Origin of the sequence: Pseudomonas sp. BJP69, assembly GCF_007633355.1 — a bacterium.
Classification (GTDB): Bacteria; Pseudomonadota; Gammaproteobacteria; order Pseudomonadales; family Pseudomonadaceae; genus Aquipseudomonas; species Aquipseudomonas juntendi.
On sequence record NZ_CP041933.1, the window covers coordinates 3109646 to 3127263 of the forward strand.

Below are 17618 nucleotides of genomic sequence, written 5' to 3' on the forward strand. Positions count from 1 at the left end.
CCTTGGCCAGTTCGTTGGCGCTGGATGAACGTGCGTTGATCCTCGCCCCACCGCCGTTGGCGGCGCAAACCTCGCACCTGCTGTCGGCGGCCGGCATCGATTGCCTGTGTGCCACCGACTTGGGGCACCTGCATGCGCGCCTGGCAGAAGGCGCCGGCCTGGCGATCATCGCCGAGCAGGTGTTCAACGCAGGCCCTAGTGCCCTGCTGCAGGCCTTTATCGACCAGCAACCGCACTGGTCGGATCTGCCCATCGTGCTGGTGACCCAGGGTGCATGGTCGGCCAGCCGCGTGCACAATCACCCGGTCGGCAACCTTACCCTGCTGGTGCCCCCTTTCGGCGACGACCAACTGCTGCACATGACCCAGTCCGCGCTGCGCCACAGGCGTCGGCAATACCTGACCCGCGACCAGCTCAAAAACCTGCAGCAGCGGCTGGATAACGGGCTCGCCCAGCCTGATGAGCCGACGGAGCGCTACGCCCAGGCCCGCTTCCAGGCGCGCAAGATGGAAGCTATCGGCCAACTCGCTGGCGGCGTGGCCCACGATTTCAACAACCTGCTCACCAGTATTGGCGGCAGTTTCGAGCTGATCGACCGGCGCCTCAAGCAAGGCCGCGCCGACGGCCTGGACAGTGTATTGCGCCTGGGCCGCGAAGCAGTGTCACGCGCCGCCCGCCTGACCCACCGTCTACTGGCCTTCTCATGCAGGCAGTCGTTGCACAGCCGATGCGTCAACCTGCACACCCTGTTGCAGACCAAGCAGCTGAAGGCTCAACTCAAGCCTGGGATAAAGCTGCAGGTGAGCATCGCCAAAGGCCTGTGGAACGCGGAAGCTGACGACCAGCAATTGCGCGAGGCCCTCGACAATCTGATCCTCAATGCCTGTGAAGCCATGCCCAGCGGTGGCCTGCTGCGAATCGAGGCAACCAACCATCCTATCTACAGCAGCCCCATGGCCGACGGCCCCCTGACCGCTGGCGATTACCTGCGCCTGAGCGTGATCGATGACGGCCAGGGCATGGCGCCAAGCACACTGGAGCACGCATTCGAACCCTTCTTCAGCACCAAAGCGACCAGCCAAGGCATCGGCCTGGGCTTGTCGATGGTGTACGGGTTCAGCAAGCAATCCCATGGCCATGTCACCCTGCACAGCCAAATTGGCAAGGGCACGCGGGTAGACCTGTACCTGCCGCGTCACATCGACCAGGCACCCTCGCCCGCCCAACCGCTGGTACCTGCGCAAGCGACACACGGCTACCGGGTGCTGTTGGTCGAGGACGACCTGCATGTTCGCGAACTGCTGTGCCAGGCCCTGCGTGACAATGGCTTCACGTGCCTGAGTGCGGCCAACGCCGAGGAGGGGCTTGAGGTGCTACGCGCCTCGCAACCCATCGACCTGCTGATCAGCGACGTAGGTTTACCCGGCATGAACGGTCGGCAACTGGCGGAGATTGCACGTAGCTTGCGCCCCCGGTTACCGGTGCTGTTCATTACCGGCTATGCGGAAACCGCGATGGCGCGCGAGGGATTTCTGGGGTGCGATATGCACCTGATCTGCAAGCCATTCGAACTGCGACAGCTGCAGGAACAGGTGGCCGTGATCCTTGGCCAACCCTGAGGGGCTCACTGTTCAAGCATGCGCAACGCCTGGTCTGCCAGGTCTGCCAGCGAAAACGGCTTGTTCATCAACGCAGTGCCAGGCTGTTCGAGCAACTGGGGCTCCACCGGTTGCCCCGCATAGCCTGTGATGAACAGGATGTTCTGCTGTGGCAGTTGCATGCGCATGGCCTTGGCCACCTGGCGCCCGCTGAAGCCGCCCGGCAAACCGATATCGGTGATCACCAGGTCGAACGGACCGTCATGGCGAAACCGCTCCAATGCGGTATTGGCGTCGCTTGCGTCAACCACCTGGAAACCGCGCTCAACCAGGTATTCACGCATCACCGCGCGCAGATTGAGTTCGTCATCCACCAGCAGCAGCCGCTCACCCTGGGCCATGCGTTGCGTCCTTTGCACCGGTTTGCACTCATCAGGAAGCGGCTCGAACGTTCTGGGGAACAACATCGACACCTTGGTCCCCTGGTTCGGCGCAGACTCGATCCACGCATAGCCCCCCGACTGGCCGACAAAACCGTAGACCATCGACAGCCCCAGGCCGGAGCCACGGCCGATGGGCTTGGTGGTGAAAAAAGGCTCGAACGCCTTGGCGATTTCCGCAGCCGCCATGCCGTGGCCATCGTCCTCAACATGCAAGGCCACATAGTCACCCGGCGGCAGCCCGTTCTCGTCCGGGAACGCCGCGATCAAGCGTTCGTTGACGCTGCGGATCGTGACGTTGCCCCGCTCCAGGCACGCCTCGCGGGCGTTGGTACACAGGTTGATCAATGCATTTTCGAGCTGGGTGACATCCAGGTTGACCACCCACGGGGCGACGTCCAGTTGCCAGTGCAAGCACAACTCCGGACCCAAGGTCCTGCGCAACAACGGCTCGCACAGGCGCAACTGCCGGTTGAAATCCAGCGGCTTTGGCGCCAAGGGTTGGTGGCGGGAAAAGGCCAGCAAACGGTGGGTCAGCTCCATGGCCCGCATCACCGAATCGCGGGCAACATCCACATAAGCACCGATCCGCTCCGGGCGCCCCTCCTGGAGGCGGCGCTGGAGCAGCTCAAGGCTACCGCCGATACCAGAAAGCAGGTTATTCAACTCATGGCCCATGCCCCCGGCCAGTTGCCCCACGACTTCCATCCGTTCAGTGTTGCGCATCAGCGCTTCGGACTGGCGCGCCGCCTCTTCGCGGTCCTCGCTGATATCCTGGCCGACTACGGTGAGCAAGCGCCCATCGAAGCGCGCGCTCCAGCGGAAGGTATGGTAATGCCCATCGCGGTGCCGCAAGCGGGTCTCGATCGGGTCTGCGCTGCTGGCTTGCAGTAACGCCGACACCACCACCTGCACCTCGGTCCGATCTGCCGGGTGCACCAGTTCCAGTACCGACACCCCCTGGATCTGCTGTTCGTCCCAACCCAGAACCCGGTGCCAGGCGGGGTTGGCGGCATGCACCTTCAGCTCCGGGGTTACCCTCATCATCGCATCGCGTGACATCTGCCAGATCTGCTCGCGCTCCAGCACATGCCGCTCGATCTGCTGCTCGAAGCCTTGCGCCTGCTCGCGCCAATGCCGGTGTGCCTCGACGCTGGCAGTGGTCTCGATCACCGTGTGCAGAAAGCCCGCGACATTGCCTTGCTCATCGTGCAGGGGCGCGTAACCGAATGCGCACCAGAGGGGCTCGCCGCATGGGTCACTGCCGATGCGCAAGGGAGGGTCCTCGACAAAGCTCGACTGCCCTTCCAGGGCCTTGAAAACCCACGGCCCCACTGTCGGCCAGATTTCGCGCCACAGTGTATCGAACGCCTGGCCGAGCCCATCCGCAGCGCCGCCGCGCAATGCATGGTAGGCATCATTGTGCACCACCGTCAGGTCTGGCCCCCAGACCACGGCACAGGGGAACGGCGACAGGTGCATCATATCCACCGCGATGCGCAACGAAGCCGGCCAGCGCGGCAGCGGCCCTAGCGAGGTGCGGCTCCAGTCCAGCTGCACGATCCGGTCGTCAACCGGCCTGCGGGCTGCGGCAGCAGGCGGGTGAAGGCGGATCTGTGGCTCAAGGCCAAGTGATGATTTTTTGGCGACCAATGTCATGGCTCCAGCATGGCCAAGGGGACTGCGGGTAATGCTATTGAAGTTAGCACAGCACGTTCGGCCCACCATGGCGGAGTTCAAGGTGCTGGCCCGGCCGGCAGGCCGATAGGGCTTACGCAGGTTTGCGCAATTACTGTCACGCGCGCTTTCTTCGGCCTACAGCCGAACGACCATCGAAGACCTAGGCTTTGGGCTCGGCTGTTCAACTGGAACAGCGTTGCAGCGGAGCGCAATAGGTCTATGTCGTACATCGTCAACGCCGGGCGTAGCATGCTGGAGTTGCTGTTGCTCATCGTGGTGGGGCTGGTACCCGTGGTATCCGGGTTGCTGGTGATGATCCTGCAACTGCAAACGAAACTTGCGGAGAATGCGGCTGTTTCCGTGAAGGAAGCGGTTTACAGTGTCGATCAGGCATTCAACCGCATGCAGGAAACCGCGTTGCGTTCACTGCCGCTGGCCGGGCAGCCTTGTGCCAGCGCCCTGAACACCTTGCAGGATCATGTCACCAGCCTGTCCATGCTCAGGTCCCTCACGCTGGTAGAGGGCGAGCAGGCCTATTGCAGTACCACGCCGGACCCGCTGGAGGATTTGACCGCATTTGCCACGTCTGGCCGCCAGGTGGAGATTTCCTATGGGCTCGCCGACACCCGCCGCAAACTGCTGGTGAACCTGTATACGGCCGACAATAGTCAGGGTGTCATTGTCACGGCGTATGCCTCGCAGCTTCGCAGCGAGCTGGACGCTTTCCAGGACGGGTTGACGCTGCTGCTGGAATTCGACGACCGCTACCTGTGGAGTGGCGGCGACAGCCGCGCCGGCGCCCGCCCCTCGCAGGACGAGTTTTCGACCAGCATGCTTTCGCAGAAATACGGCTACCGGGTCGTAGGCGGCTATGCCGAAAGTTTCACCGCGCGGGAGATTCGCCAGTCGATGCGCCAGACCCTGCCCTCCTTGCTACTGGTGGGGGTTCTGACCGCCTCGGTGGTTTTCCTGGCGCTGATGAAAGGGCGCGCGAACAGGCGTAGCCGCGCCGCCGAAGGGACATGACGGCGGCGCCACTACCAGCGTGTCAGTCGGTGCTCAGCACGCCGCGACGCACCTGGTCACGCTCGATGGATTCGAACAGGGCCTTGAAGTTGCCTTCACCAAACCCGTCGTCGCCTTTACGCTGGATGAACTCGAAGAACACCGGCCCGAGCAGGGTTTCCGAGAAGATCTGCAGCAGCAGGCGCTTGTCTTCCGGCTGCGAGGCACCATCGAGCAGGATACCCCGCGCCTGCAACTGATCGACCGGCTCACCATGGCCGGGCAGGCGCTCTTCGAGCATTTCGTAATAGGTTTGTGGCGGCGCCGTCATGAAGCGCATGCCGAACCCCTTCAGCGCGTCCCAGGTCTTGAGCAGGTCATCGGTCAGGAAGGCAACGTGCTGGATGCCCTCACCGTTGAACTGCATCAGGAACTCCTCGATCTGCCCGGCGCCCTTGGACGACTCTTCGTTGAGCGGAATGCGGATCATGCCATCCGGGGCGGTCATCGCCTTGGAGGTCAGGCCGGTGTACTCACCCTTGATGTCGAAGTAGCGGATTTCACGGAAGTTGAACAGCTTCTCGTAGAAGCCCGCCCAGTAGGCCATGCGCCCACGGTAAACGTTGTGGGTGAGGTGGTCGATGACCTTGAGGCCGGCACCGACCGGGTGGCGGTCGACACCCTCGATGAAGTTGAAGTCGATGTCGTAGATCGAGCTGCCTTCCTCGAAACGGTCGATCAGGTACAGCGGCGCACCGCCAATGCCCTTGATCGCCGGCAGGCGCAGTTCCATCGGGCCAGTTTCGATTTCTACCGGCTGCGCGCCCAGCTCCAGCGCACGGGCATAGGCCTCATGGGCATTGCGCACACGGAAGGCCATGCCACATACCGATGGGCCATGCTCCGCGGCAAAATACGACGCGAGGCTTTTGGGTTCGTTGTTCAGAATCAGGTTGATGCCACCCTGCCGATACAGGTGCACATTCTTGGAGCGGTGGGTCGCGACCTTGGTGAAGCCCAGCATCTGGAATACCGGCTCCAGTACGCCAGGGGCCGGGGCCGCCAGTTCGATGAATTCGAAGCCCATCAGGCCCATTGGATTTTCGAAGATATCAGCCATGTTCGTGTCCTCATCTGCAGCTAAAAATTAATGATTGCGTGGGATGCGGAACAGAAATGGCGGGGCACACGGGATACCTCGCACGCTGCGGGCGAGGAAGTCACCAATGATCAGCTTGAACCCATGGTATGTCATATGGACCCATTCTCGGCGGGCTTGATCCTTCGGCACTGAAGGACCTTATTGTTTTATTCGTAAACCGATTCTACATTGCGTAAATGCCTTTGTCGCGTTTTTGTTAAGGCCCCTGCCCGACTAACGGCTATGCTCTGTTAACCCTTCAGCGTAGCCTTTCAACGTAGCCACCCAGCATGCCCCTTACAGCCAAACGCCGCAGCGTCTTCAGCTGGCGCACCCTGTTACCGCTGGTGGTCGGTATGGTGCCGGTAGTGAGCGGCCTGGCGATCATGCACTGGCAGATCGAACGGGAAATGAAGGCCAGCAGCCACACCACCACGCAGCAGGTGCTCGGCCATATCGAACATATCCTCGACAACCTGTCGAGCGCCGCCGACAGCTTGCTGGCGCACACCGATGTCCCCTGCGAGCAAGCCCAGTTGCTGCTACGCACCCAGGTCACGCGCAACGCCTTCGTGCGCTCCACCAACCTGTTCAGGCACAACAGCATTTATTGCACGTCGCTGTTCGGCGCATTCGATGAGCCAGTCAACCCCGCCGACTATGTCGATGGCAAACTGTGGCTGATGGATGGCAACTCGGTCACCCCCGGTCACCCACTGTTGGTGTACAGGGCCAGCCAAGGGGACCACGGTGCGATCAGCACGGTCGACGGCGATCACCTGCTGACGGCGCTGCGCCTGATAGGCGCCGACGAAGCGCTGTACATCCGCGTCGGCGACGCCTGGATGGGCAAGGACGGCATCGTGCACCATGGCCAGCCGCCGGTCGCTGATCACGCCAATGTGCAGCTGGCCTCCACGCGTTATCCGCTGAGCGTACAGGGCGGGTACAGCGCCGCCGAGCAAAGCCGGCTGTGGCGCAGCCATTACCCTGCCCTGCTCGGCATGCTGCTGGTGCTGGGCGTGATCGCCGGCCTGGTAAGCCACTGGCAGGTGCGCCGCGCCAACTCACCCCGCGCCGAGCTGAGGCGGGCGCTGGAGGCCGACGAATTCCTGCCGTACTTCCAGCCGGTGGTGCGCAAGGGTGATTACCGTTGGGCCGGCGTCGAAGTGTTGATGCGCTGGAACCACCCTCAAGAGGGGCTGGTACGCCCAGACCTGTTCATCCCCTACGCAGAGCACAGCGGGCAGATCGTGGCCATGACCCAGGCACTGATGATGCACACTGCGCAAGCCCTGGCGCCCTATGCAACGCTGCTGGAGGACGGCTTCCACGTCGGCATCAACATCACGGCCGACCACTGCCGCGACCTGACTTTGCTGGAGGACTGCCGCACGTTCCTGCAGCACTTTCCCCCAGGCCGGGTAGTGCTGACCCTGGAGCTGACCGAGCGCAAGCTCATCGAACCCACGCCCGTGGCGCTCGAGCTGTTCGAAAAGCTCGATGCCATGGGGGTGAAGATCGCACTGGACGACTTTGGTACCGGCCAGTCCAGCCTCAACTACCTGCTTCAGTTCAAGGTCGATTACCTGAAGATCGACCAGCGCTTCGTGGCCATGATCGGTGCCGATGCGCTGTCGGTGCATATCCTGGAAACCATCATCGAATTGTCAGCCAAACTGGGCCTGGGCATTGTCGCCGAAGGCGTGGAAACCGAAACGCAGCGCGATTACCTGGCTAGCCATGGCGTGGACTATCAGCAAGGCTACCTGTTCGCCAGGCCCATGCCTGCACAGCAGTTTCTCGAAGCGCTGGCCACCCGCCCCGGCGCCTCGCGGTTGCCGCAAGCCGCGCCCCCTGAGATCATTGGCGGCTGACCTAACCGCTCCACTCCTGTATTCGAGGCATTCGTGTCAAAAGGCATTGTTTCATCCGTCGTGGCGTCCTGCATGTTCGCCGTGATGTACTTCTATACCTCGTTGCTCAGGCCACTCGATGGCGAAGAGATATTCGGCTGGCGCACGCTGCTGACCTTGCCCTGCCTGACCTTGTTCATGGTGGTTTCGAAAGACTGGAAACGCGTCGGCCAATTGCTGGGGCGCGTGCGCCGCACGCCGATGCTACTGCTCGGCATGCTCGGCACTTCGTGGCTGATGGGGGTGCAATTGTGGCTGTTCCTGTGGGCGCCCCTGCACGGGCGCAGCCTGGAAGTGTCGATGGGCTACTTCCTGCTGCCACTGGCCATGGTCCTGACCGGGCGGCTGGTGTACGGCGAGCGCCTGTCACGCCTGCAGGCAGTAGCCGTGGCCTGCGCCGCACTGGGTGTGGGCCACGAACTCTACCAGCATGGCAGTTTCGCCTGGGAAACCCTGGTGGTGGTGACCGGCTACCCCGTCTACTTCGTACTGCGCCGGCGCTGCGGCACCGACCACCTCGGTGGCCTATGGTGCGACATGTGCCTGCTGCTGCCCTGGGCGCTGTATTTCGTGATGCAGGGGCCGCTTTCCAGCGCTGACCTACAGGCGCACCCAGGGTTGTATGCGCTGATTCCGCTGCTGGGGGCGATCAGCGCCTGCGCCCTGATCGCCTACGTGCTGGCCAGCCGCTTGTTGCCGTTCAGCCTGTTCGGCCTGCTCAGCTACGTCGAGCCCGTACTGCTGGTGGGCGTGGCGTTGCTGCTGGGCGAAACCATCGGCCCAGACCAGTGGTTGACATACCTGCCGATCTGGGCCGCCGTGCTGGTGCTGGTGCTCGAAGGCTTCAAGCACCTGCTGCGTCAGCGTCGCCGTTCGGTGTAAGGCGCACCTGCCTTACCCGCCGTTCTTCGATCGCCTCCACGGTCAGCGTCCAGCCATTCCAGCGCAACTGATCACCCACCATTGGCAGGCGGTCGAGCAGGCTCATCACCAGCCCGGCGAGGGTCTGATAGTCCTCGGTGGCCCGGGCGCTGAAGCCGGTACGCGCCTGCACCTGGCTGAGGTTCAAGGCACCACTGACCACGAAACCCTCACCTTCCTGCACGATGCCAGGGCCGTCAACCTCGCTGGCATCCGGCAGTTCGCCAGCAATCGACTCCAGGATGTCGGTCATGGTCAGCAGGCCGGTGAAGTCACCGAACTCGTTGACCACGAAGGCAATGTGCGTGGACTGGGCGCGCATCTGCTCCAGGGCGTTGAGGATACTGAAGCTTTCCAGCAGGTTCAGCGGTACCCGGGCCATGCCTTCCAGGTCGGGCTGGTTACCCGACAGCACCTCCTTGAGCAGCTCTTTCTTGTGCACGAAGCCCAAAGGCTCGTCGATTCGGCCGCCGCGTATCAGCGGCAGGCGCGAATACGGCGAGTTGGCCAGGGCCTGGGCAATGGCCTCGGGCGGCTGCGCCAGGTCAATCACGTCGACCTCGGTACGCGCGGTCATCACCGTGCGAATCGGCCGCTCGGCCAGGTTCAGCACGCCGCTGATCATCACCCGCTCACGGCGGTCGAACAGCACCTGTTCTTCGCCACCCTCGACCAAGTCGGCGATTTCCTCACCCACCTCGTCAGCTTCGACGCGGCGGCCGCCCAGCAGGCGCAGCACGGCATGCGCAGTGCGCTCACGCAGCGGCTTGTGCTGCTGCAGGCTGCGCTTGCGCCGGGCACGCGCCAGCTGGTTGAACAGCTCGATCAGGATCGAGAAGCCAATGGCCGCGTACAGATAGCCTTTGGGTATGTGGAAGCCCAGGCCTTCGGCGGTCAGGCTGAAACCGATCATCATCAGGAAGCCCAGGCACAGCATGATGACCGTGGGGTGGGCGTTGACGAAGCGGGTCAGCGGCTTGCTGGCAACGATCATGATGCCGATCGAGAAAATCACCGCGATCATCATCACCGACAGGTGCTCGACCATACCCACCGCAGTGATCACGGCGTCCAGCGAGAACACCGCATCCAGCACCACGATTTGCGCGACGATTGGCCAGAACGCAGCATGACGCAAGGTGCCGCTGGCTTGGGTCACATGCCCTTCCAGGCGTTCATGCAACTCCATGGTGGCCTTGAACAACAGGAACACACCACCGAACAGCATGATCAGGTCACGGCCAGAGAAGCTCTTGCCGAACACCTCGAACAGCGGTGCCGTGAGGGTGACCATCCAGGAAATGCTGGCCAGCAGGCCCAGACGCATGATCAGCGCCAGGCTCAGACCAATGACCCGGGCACGGTCGCGTTGATGCGGGGGCAGCTTGTCCGCCAGGATGGCGATGAACACCAGGTTGTCGATACCCAGCACCAGCTCGAGGACGATAAGCGTCAACAGGCCTAGCCAGGCCGTAGGATCGGCTAGCCATTCCATTAGCGGGTACTCACGAGGGCAGCGTCACGAGGACGGGGAAGGTTTGGCCAGGACGGCCACGAACTGGGGGGCTCCGCGAAGGTGCTCATATAGACCTTGATAACAATTAGGGAGAATGATGCTACAAGGACATCAGGATTGTCTGACAGCGTAAAACTATTACAAAACCTGTAACAGGCCGGCGGGCGGAATGAGGCCGGCCGCTGGGCGCGCATTTCGACGGGTCGCCTGGTGCGGGTACTTTTGTTCAATACACCCCACCCCGTGACCGGCCAGCATAGCCGCCTCACAACAAAATGGATCTCCTTCATGAGCTTGTCCCTCTCCATGGCCGCCTTCGCACTGGCGGCCTCCATCTCCCCCGGCCCGGTCAACATCGTCGCGCTTGGCAGCGGTGCCCGTCATGGCCTGCGGGCCAGCCTGGGCCATGTGACCGGCGCCACGCTGGGCTTCTGTGTGTTGCTGGTGCTGGTCGGCCTGGGCCTGCACCAACTGCTGGTGCGCTGGCCGGTGCTGGGGCTGCTGTTGCACTGGGGCGGTGTGGCGTTTCTGCTGTACATGGCATGGAAACTGGCCAGTGACAGCGGCGAGCTGGGCAGCACGCACCCCGAGCAGGCACCGTCGGCCTGGCACGGCGCCGCCATGCAGTGGCTCAACCCCAAGGCCTGGTTGGCAGCGGTGGCCGGGGTTGGCGCCTACACGGGCGGCGAGCAGCAGCTGCTGTGGCTGTTCACCTGGATCTACGGGCCTATCTGTTTCGTTTCGGTAGCGTGCTGGGCCTGGGCCGGCAGCGTTATCCGCCAGTACCTGGGCAACCCGCGGCATATGCGCCTGCTCAACCGAGGGTTGGCCGTGCTGCTGGTCGGAAGTGCGCTTTACCTGGTGATCTGAGACCGACCCGGCCCCGCCTTTGGCGGCAGACGCTGGCCTATGCAGGCGTGCGCGCGCGGGTGCCAGCATTGCGGTAATGCCCCGGTGTTGCCGCCAGGTGCTGCTTGAAGGCGCGCTGCAGGTGCGCCTGGTCGGCGAAACCGGCTGCTTGTGCCACCTCGGCGATAGCCCGCCCTTGGCGCAGCTGCGCCCGCGCCAGTTGCACGCGCTGGTCGAGCAGATAGCCGTGGGGGGTCAGCCCGAAATGCTGGCCAAACGCCCGGATCAGGTAGGAACGCGAAAGGCCACAGGCAGCACAGATATCCTCAAGCCGCAGTGCATCGCAGCGATGGGCACGGATGAACGCGGCTGCGGCCTCCAGCCGTGGGTTACGCACTTCGGCGGCCTGCGCACTGCCCTGCAGCAGGGCGGGCAATTCGCGGAACAGCGTGGCCAGGCGCGCCTCGCGGTCCGGCACACTGGCATCGAACAGCTCGGCAAAAGCCTGCAACAGCCGCTGGTACAGCACGGCAGAGGTGCTGAGTGTCTGCACCGGCAAGGTGAACCCCAGCGCCTGCAGCCACGGCCAGTCGACGAACAGCATCAGATAGGACCACGGCTCCCCTGCAATCGGGTTGCAGGTATGCACGACGCCAGGGTTCATCAGGACGGTAGTGCCCGCCGCAACCTCATGGCGCTGATCGCCATTGAGGTAGGTGCTACGCCCACCGGTGATCACCCCAATGGAAAAGCTTTCATGAGAATGCGCGGCGTAGCACACCTGGCGCCCGTCGCCTACCTTGCGGGCCTCGACAAAGGGTAGCGCAGGGTCGCGCCAGAACCGTGATACCTCGATCATTGCCATCCCCAGTTGCCGTGTGCCTGGATACTACACAGTTATTGCGGGAACAGGTCCAGAGTGCGTTCCACTTCACCGATATCGACCCTGAACCCGTCGCCCTCCGGCAGACCGACCACGAAGCCGAAGTGCTGCTGATCACGGTCGGTCAGGTACTTGTAGTAGCTGACGAAGCGGTTCGGCGGCTGCAGCGTCAGCAGGCAGCCGCCGGGCTGCAGCACATTCACGCCATGCACCAGTTGGCTGCCCTCCACGCCAATCACCACCTTGGCCCCGGCGCAGGCGGCGATGATGCTCGGCACATCCGACTTGAGCGGGTTGACGATGCGAAAACCCCGAGTAACCCGCAGGTGCTCGGCAAGCGCCAGCTCGTTGCGCAGCAGGCGCAGGTCACCATCACCGCCGCGCAGCAGGAACACACCCGGGTGCGGCGCATGGGCGACATGCGCCAACAGCTTGTCGCCCATGGCACGGTAGCGGGCATGCCGGCTGCGGTTGTTGCTCTGATCGTCGAACAGCACCAGCTCCCGGAAAAACGCACTGCGCAGGCGCAGCGGCTGCATGTCCAACCAGTCTTCGTAGGCCGGTGCCTGGGTGAACAAGGGGTACCTGGCCGACGGTGCCGTGGTCACCGGCACGCCCTCGTTGCAGGCCAGCGCATACGTGGGGCAATCCTCCATCAGCCAGGTGCCGAACCATGAATTGCCATTCTGCGTGCAGTAGATGGCAGCGCGGTCGATTTCATGGTCCACCGCAATGCGCGGAAAGGTGTTCGGCTTCTGCGACAGCCAGTGGCTGGCCTTACCCTTGTACAACGCCCCGTCGACCAGCCATACATCCTTGATCAGGTAGCCACGGGTCGGCCCTTGCAGCGCACTGATGCCACCCTCCATGGTGCGCGCCGGGTGCACGTAGGGGTAGAACCGCTTGCCTTCCCATCCGGTGACCCGCTCCAACTGCCCCGGCAGGTAAATGGCCGGTGGCGACACCGTGGTCTCGCCCGGGGCGATGTCCCAACTTTTGCTGGCAAGGCTCTTGACGTCGATTGGCGGGGTTCTGCCCAACCGTTTGCGGGCGATGTAACGGTAGGCAGCCAGGGTCCAGCTGCGTGGCGCAGCGGCCGGCGAAGCATTGAACTGCGAGATATCGCTTGTCATGAAGCGTCCCCCTTGATGGCGAGGTTCAGCGCATGGCGCAATAGGATGACTCAACGCATCCATGCGCCCCTTCAACTGCACATGACGCGCTGCATGATGGGGGGTGACTGCTGGTTGGCGTAGCGGTTGCGCAGGGCTTGCACGAAGGTTTCGCCAGTGGCGTTGTCGCCGTAGAGGTAGATCTTGTGCAGGCCGCCGAACACCATCTCATGGTAACGGCTGGCAACTTCGTCATCGCTGGGGCCTGCTGGCAGGCCCAGGTGCAGGGTCAGTTTGTCGCCTTCCATTGCAAACATGGGCGTGTCCCACAGAAACTTCGCCGTACCGGTCTTTGGCAGCCGCACGAACAGGTAAGCATGGTTGCCCAACGAATCGATGTCGCCCCCACGCCGCCGCTTCCACTTCAGCAAGCCGTCGTCCGGGCGCGCCAGGCACAGGCCGATGTCGTAATAATCGAAGCCGTGTTCCAGCGCCCATTCCAGGGCCATGAAGGTGGTGATCGAGTTCACTTCGCGCAACTTCCTGGCGTCTGAAAACACCGCTTCGCAATAGCCGAAGCGCAAGGTGCTCCAGTAACGCTTGCCATCGCGCACCACCTCGCAACCGAGGTGGCAGCCGATAACCTCATCGCCGCAGGTAATCAGGTCGAGCCGCCCGACACTCTGGGCAATGCGGAACACTTCGTCGGTGGGAAACTGCGCCGCATGGATGCCCTGCCTGGCAGTCGCGTACGGCCGCAACAGCTCACGGTCGGCCATGGCAATTTCGTCATCGGCAAGTGCCTGACGCATCTGGTAAAGCGGGCGGTTCTTGCGAATGCTGCGCCGCAGTTCACTGTCGTAGCGCGCGGTGATGTCTTCCAGGGGGCGCCCCAGTGGCACCACGGCGCTCAGATAGTGCGGCACCAACAGCGCGCCAGTAGTGGGCATTTCGCTGATCAGCACCACATGGTCGGCAGGTGCGCTGGCACTGGCGCTTTCCACGATCGCCGCACTGCCCTGCCCCTTGCCGCCAATCAGCAGCTTGGCCATTTCCCGTTGGTGCTTGCGGCCGATGTAAAGGATCTCGTAAGGGCTTTCCTGTTGCAGCCGAAACCTGGCAACTTCCCAGCGCCACAAACAGGCGCGCGCCATTACCTCACGCACTTGGCTGCCCAACTGTCTGATTTCGTAACGGGTGGAGGGCGATATGAATTTTCGCGCCGCTGCGGTCAAGGTCGCTTTCATTTCTTCTTCCACGTCCTTTGAAGTGCCAGGGTGTATCAGAACAAGACAGATAAACAGCGGAAAAACATCTAACGCATTGATATTCAGAGGTTAGGCCGCACATTAACTTCACATTCAGTAACAATTTAAGGTGGGCGAAATCACTTTGGCAAGTGGCACTTGGCTGGTATTTGTCTGAATTATTCTGGCGTCAAATTTCCTGCCGCCACTGCGTTTAGTTGCAACAGATTGCTATAAGCGTGCCGACATCACGAGAAGCGGTTACCACTTCGCTATTGATAACTGGCGTTTGATGCCTTCTTTGCATAAAGAGGTGCATCATCATGATAGGCAACAATCCACACCACGCCCTGCTCGCGGCACAACTGCCGCATTGGGCACGCTGTGCCAGCCCCGGGCAATGGGGCGCTTTACAGGCCAGTCAAAATGCCCCTGGCAGTTGCAGGACTGGTTCGACAATGCCGCACCAGACCTGCGCGAGGCGGTTTGCGCCAGCCAGAACCAGTTGCTGCATGCGCAAGCGGCCTTGGCAAAGGCGCTTAAAGGGCTCAAGCAGATCAGTGAGTTTGCCGAACCACTGCTAAAAGGCCGCCTGGCAGAACATGGGCTGGACACGCCCTTGCTCCATACCCAACTACTGCGGGTCGAGCATGATTGGCATTGGCTGGGGCTGCGTCATCTTTACAGCCATCGTCGCGATAGCCTGCTGCAGGCTGCCCTGCAGAACTTCGCCGATGATGAAACCTTCACACCCGAAAGTGCCATTGCCCTGGGGCTTCCCCAACCTCAGGCGCCTGATGCTGTCGGATTGCCGCTTCGACCGTGTACCGCGCCTGCCCCAGCCGTGGCAATTGCACTGGCTGGACCTGGACAGCAACCGCATTACCTGGGATGCCAATGCCCAGCGAACACTGGACCGCTACACGCGGCTGGTGCAACTGGACCTGTCGGACAACCCGCTGATCAGCGCACCGGACCTGCGCAATCTTGCGCAACTGAAAACCTTGTTCCTGTCCGGTTGCAGCCTCGTCGAACTGCCGCAAGGCCTGGACCAGATCAGCGAACCGTTCGTGCTGGACCTGGCTTCCAACCAGTTCCAGCACCTGCCTGCAAACTTCGCGGTCACCCGGCCTGTCGCCGATGCCTTGCGCCTTGAAAGCGAGTGGCTGGGCACGCCCGTGCGGGCTCAGATCGACGCCTACAACGCCGCGCACCAGGTCGACCTGCTGGTCAGCGAAAGCGACTACCTGGATTTCTTCGACGAAACAGGCCCCGACGAAGCGGCGCTGTGGCAGCGCCTGCCGCTGCCGTACCGCCGTGACCTCAGAGCGTTGCTGGACATGGAGCCATTCCAGTCTCAACCGCAGCATGCACGCGTGGAGTTCTGGCGACGGCTGGCCGTGCTCGACGCCGATCCGGCGCTGCGCCAGCAAGGCCTGATGCGCCCGGCCCAGGCACTGTTCACCCTGGCGCTCTGAGCAATCCGCAGCGCCTGGTCGAACTGCCAGGCGCTGCGCTCACGGGTGTACCACACTGGTGTTTTTACCGGCGCCGGTGCATGCTCAGTGCTGAAGCGATTCACCTGGCTTGAAATCCGCCCTGTAACGTGAGGTGCAGTAACCATGGACCGTCTGCTCGATTCACTCTTCCCCACCGCTGATAGCATCCCGGAAACCTGGCGCCTGGGGGGCCCACTGGAACAACGCGAATACCTGGTCAACGGGCAACTGCGACGCTGGGAAGGCCCCCTGGCCACGGTGCGCAGCCCCGTGTGGCTCAAGCAGGGTGACGAGGAACAGCAGGTCATACTGGGCAGCGCACCCTTGCTCGATGCCGATACCGCCCTCACCGCCCTCGATGCCGCCGTGCAGGCCTACGACAAGGGCCGTGGCGCCTGGCCGAACATGCGGGTGGCCGAGCGTATCCAGCACGTGGAGACCTTCCTCGCCCGTATGCGCGAACAGCGCCAGGCGGTGGTCAAGTTGCTGATGTGGGAGATCGGCAAGAACCTCAAGGACTCGGAAAAGGAATTCGACCGTACCTGCGACTACATCGTCGATACCATCAACGCCCTCAAAGACCTCGACCGCCGCTCCAGCCGCTTCGAACTGGAACAAGGCACGCTGGGCCAGATCCGCCGGGCCCCGCTTGGCGTGGCGCTGTGCATGGGCCCCTACAACTACCCGCTGAACGAAACCTTCACCACGTTGATCCCGGCGCTGATCATGGGTAACACCGTGGTGTTCAAACCGGCCAAGTTCGGCGTGCTGCTGATCCGCCCACTGCTCGAAGCGTTCCGCGACAGCTTCCCGCCTGGGGTGATCAACGTCATCTACGGGCGCGGCCGCGAAACGGTCAGCGCACTGATGGCCAGTGGCAAGGTCGACGTGTTCGCCTTCATCGGCACGCACAAGGCTGCCAGCGACCTGAAAAAACTGCACCCACGCCCGCACCGCCTGCGCGCGGCCCTGGGCCTGGATGCCAAGAACCCGGGCATCGTGCTGCCGCAGGTCGACCTCGACAACGCGGTCGAAGAAGCGGTGACCGGTGCGCTGTCATTCAACGGCCAGCGCTGCACGGCACTGAAGATCCTGTTTGTGCACGAGGACGTGGTCGAGGCCTTCCTCGACATGTTCCAGCGCAAGCTGGCCGCGCTCAAGCCCGGCATGCCGTGGGAACCTGGGGTGGCCCTGACACCCCTGCCCGAACCCGGCAAGGTCGACTACCTCGATGGCCTGGTCGCCGATGCCAGGGCCAAGGGCGCCCAGGTACTCAACGAAGGCGGCGGCCACAGCCGCGGCTCGTTCTTCTTCCCGGCGCTGTTGTACCCGGTCAACCACAGCATGCGGGTGTACCACGAAGAACAGTTCGGCCCGCTGGTACCGGTGGTGCCCTACCGCGACCTGCAAACGGTGATCGACTATGTGCTGGACTCTGACTACGGCCAGCAACTGAGCCTGTTCGGCAACGACCCGCAGACCATCGGCAGCCTGGTCGATATATTCGCCAACCAGGTCGGGCGCATCAACATCAACGCGCAATGCCAGCGTGGCCCTGACACCTACCCGTTCAACGGCCGCAAGAACAGCGCCGAAGGCACGTTGTCGGTGGATGATGCCTTGCGGGTATTCTCGATCCGTACCTTGGTCGCCACACGCTTCCAGGACGCCAACAAGGAACTGATCAGCGACATCATTCGCAATCGCCAGTCCAGTTTCCTGACCACGGACTACATCTTCTGACCGCTCGCTTTTGCGCCTGCATGACCGATTCCCGGCAACAGGGCACCGCACCGGTGCCCATTGCCCAG

Annotated in this window: 13 protein-coding genes; 7 read left to right on the forward strand and 6 right to left on the reverse strand. The window is 62.7% G+C overall.

The window, feature by feature from the left end; genetic code table 11:
* Nucleotides 1-2 precede the first annotated feature (2 nt).
* Nucleotides 3-1619, forward strand: coding sequence for a response regulator (locus FPB55_RS14500; protein WP_144188519.1), 1617 nt, complete (start codon nucleotides 3-5; stop codon nucleotides 1617-1619).
* 5 nt (nucleotides 1620-1624) lie between these two features.
* On the opposite strand, the gene FPB55_RS14505 is transcribed toward FPB55_RS14500, so the two are convergent.
* A complete protein-coding gene (locus FPB55_RS14505) occupies nucleotides 1625-3697 on the reverse strand; it encodes a PAS domain-containing sensor histidine kinase (RefSeq protein WP_238706589.1) in 2073 nt (690 codons plus the stop codon).
* 240 nt (nucleotides 3698-3937) lie between these two features.
* On the opposite strand from FPB55_RS14505, the gene FPB55_RS14510 reads away from it, so the two are divergent.
* A complete protein-coding gene (locus FPB55_RS14510; protein WP_144188521.1) occupies nucleotides 3938-4744 on the forward strand; it encodes a CSS-motif domain-containing protein in 807 nt (268 codons plus the stop codon).
* A 22-nt stretch (nucleotides 4745-4766) separates the two neighbouring features.
* Here the strand turns inward: FPB55_RS14510 and hppD are convergent, their stop codons facing one another.
* Complete coding sequence (gene hppD, locus FPB55_RS14515; protein ID WP_115294249.1) at nucleotides 4767-5843, reverse strand: 4-hydroxyphenylpyruvate dioxygenase; 1077 nt, start codon at nucleotides 5841-5843, stop codon at nucleotides 4767-4769.
* Between the two features lie 311 nt (nucleotides 5844-6154).
* On the opposite strand from hppD, the gene FPB55_RS14520 reads away from it, so the two are divergent.
* Entirely contained in the window at nucleotides 6155-7741 is a 1587-nt protein-coding gene (locus tag FPB55_RS14520; protein WP_115294248.1) for an EAL domain-containing protein, read from the forward strand.
* 33 nt (nucleotides 7742-7774) lie between these two features.
* Nucleotides 7775-8662: an EamA family transporter RarD gene (gene rarD, locus FPB55_RS14525; RefSeq protein ID WP_144188523.1), complete on the forward strand. Its 888-nt coding sequence runs from the start codon at nucleotides 7775-7777 to the stop codon at nucleotides 8660-8662.
* Here the strand turns inward: rarD and FPB55_RS14530 are convergent.
* Entirely contained in the window at nucleotides 8625-10196 is a 1572-nt protein-coding gene (locus tag FPB55_RS14530) for a TerC family protein (protein WP_144188525.1), read from the reverse strand. The two genes, rarD and FPB55_RS14530, sit on opposite strands and share 38 nt — an antisense overlap.
* A 309-nt stretch (nucleotides 10197-10505) precedes the next feature.
* Between FPB55_RS14530 and FPB55_RS14535 the strand changes: the two genes are divergently transcribed.
* Nucleotides 10506-11087 (forward strand): LysE family translocator, encoded by a 582-nt coding sequence (locus tag FPB55_RS14535; protein WP_009685561.1) that lies wholly within the window; start codon nucleotides 10506-10508, stop codon nucleotides 11085-11087.
* Between the two features lie 37 nt (nucleotides 11088-11124).
* On the opposite strand, the gene FPB55_RS14540 is transcribed toward FPB55_RS14535, so the two are convergent.
* The 3 genes from FPB55_RS14540 to FPB55_RS14550 all read right to left on the reverse strand — a co-directional run bounded on the left by FPB55_RS14540 (nucleotide 11125) and on the right by FPB55_RS14550 (nucleotide 14308).
* Nucleotides 11125-11925, reverse strand: a complete 801-nt coding sequence (locus FPB55_RS14540) for an AraC family transcriptional regulator (RefSeq protein WP_009685562.1) — start codon at nucleotides 11923-11925, stop codon at nucleotides 11125-11127.
* Nucleotides 11926-11963: 38 nt separating this feature from the next.
* On the reverse strand, nucleotides 11964-13082 hold the full coding sequence (locus FPB55_RS14545) for a glycosyltransferase family 61 protein (protein WP_125854249.1): 1119 nt from the start codon (nucleotides 13080-13082) through the stop codon (nucleotides 11964-11966).
* A gap of 71 nt (nucleotides 13083-13153) precedes the next feature.
* Nucleotides 13154-14308 carry a hypothetical protein gene (locus FPB55_RS14550; protein WP_144188527.1) on the reverse strand — a complete coding sequence of 385 codons (1155 nt, stop codon included), beginning with the start codon at nucleotides 14306-14308 and terminating at the stop codon, nucleotides 13154-13156.
* A 734-nt stretch (nucleotides 14309-15042) separates the two neighbouring features.
* Between FPB55_RS14550 and FPB55_RS26350 the strand changes: the two genes are divergently transcribed.
* Both FPB55_RS26350 and FPB55_RS14560 read left to right on the forward strand, forming a co-directional pair.
* Nucleotides 15043-15786, forward strand: coding sequence for a leucine-rich repeat domain-containing protein (locus tag FPB55_RS26350; RefSeq protein WP_178097512.1), 744 nt, complete (start codon nucleotides 15043-15045; stop codon nucleotides 15784-15786).
* 144 nt (nucleotides 15787-15930) lie between these two features.
* The gene (locus FPB55_RS14560; protein ID WP_144188531.1) at nucleotides 15931-17550 is read left to right on the forward strand and encodes an NADP-dependent glyceraldehyde-3-phosphate dehydrogenase; all 1620 of its coding nucleotides are present in this window, start codon (nucleotides 15931-15933) and stop codon (nucleotides 17548-17550) included.
* Nucleotides 17551-17618: the final 68 nt, after the last annotated feature.

Bases quoted from the DNA above. Each gene is read 5' to 3' on its own strand.
- FPB55_RS14505 (WP_238706589.1), bottom strand. From the start codon at position 3,697: ATGACATTGGTCGCCAAAAAATCATCACTTGGCCTTGAGCCACAGATC.
- FPB55_RS14510 (WP_144188521.1), top strand. From the start codon at position 3,938: ATGTCGTACATCGTCAACGCCGGGCGTAGCATGCTGGAGTTGCTGTTG.
- hppD (WP_115294249.1), bottom strand. From the start codon at position 5,843: ATGGCTGATATCTTCGAAAATCCAATGGGCCTGATGGGCTTCGAATTC.
- FPB55_RS14520 (WP_115294248.1), top strand. From the start codon at position 6,155: ATGCCCCTTACAGCCAAACGCCGCAGCGTCTTCAGCTGGCGCACCCTG.
- FPB55_RS14530 (WP_144188525.1), bottom strand. From the start codon at position 10,196: ATGGAATGGCTAGCCGATCCTACGGCCTGGCTAGGCCTGTTGACGCTT.
- FPB55_RS14535 (WP_009685561.1), top strand. From the start codon at position 10,506: ATGAGCTTGTCCCTCTCCATGGCCGCCTTCGCACTGGCGGCCTCCATC.
- FPB55_RS14540 (WP_009685562.1), bottom strand. From the start codon at position 11,925: ATGATCGAGGTATCACGGTTCTGGCGCGACCCTGCGCTACCCTTTGTC.
- FPB55_RS14545 (WP_125854249.1), bottom strand. From the start codon at position 13,082: ATGACAAGCGATATCTCGCAGTTCAATGCTTCGCCGGCCGCTGCGCCA.
- FPB55_RS14550 (WP_144188527.1), bottom strand. From the start codon at position 14,308: ATGAAAGCGACCTTGACCGCAGCGGCGCGAAAATTCATATCGCCCTCC.
- FPB55_RS26350 (WP_178097512.1), top strand. From the start codon at position 15,043: ATGATGAAACCTTCACACCCGAAAGTGCCATTGCCCTGGGGCTTCCCC.
- FPB55_RS14560 (WP_144188531.1), top strand. From the start codon at position 15,931: ATGGACCGTCTGCTCGATTCACTCTTCCCCACCGCTGATAGCATCCCG.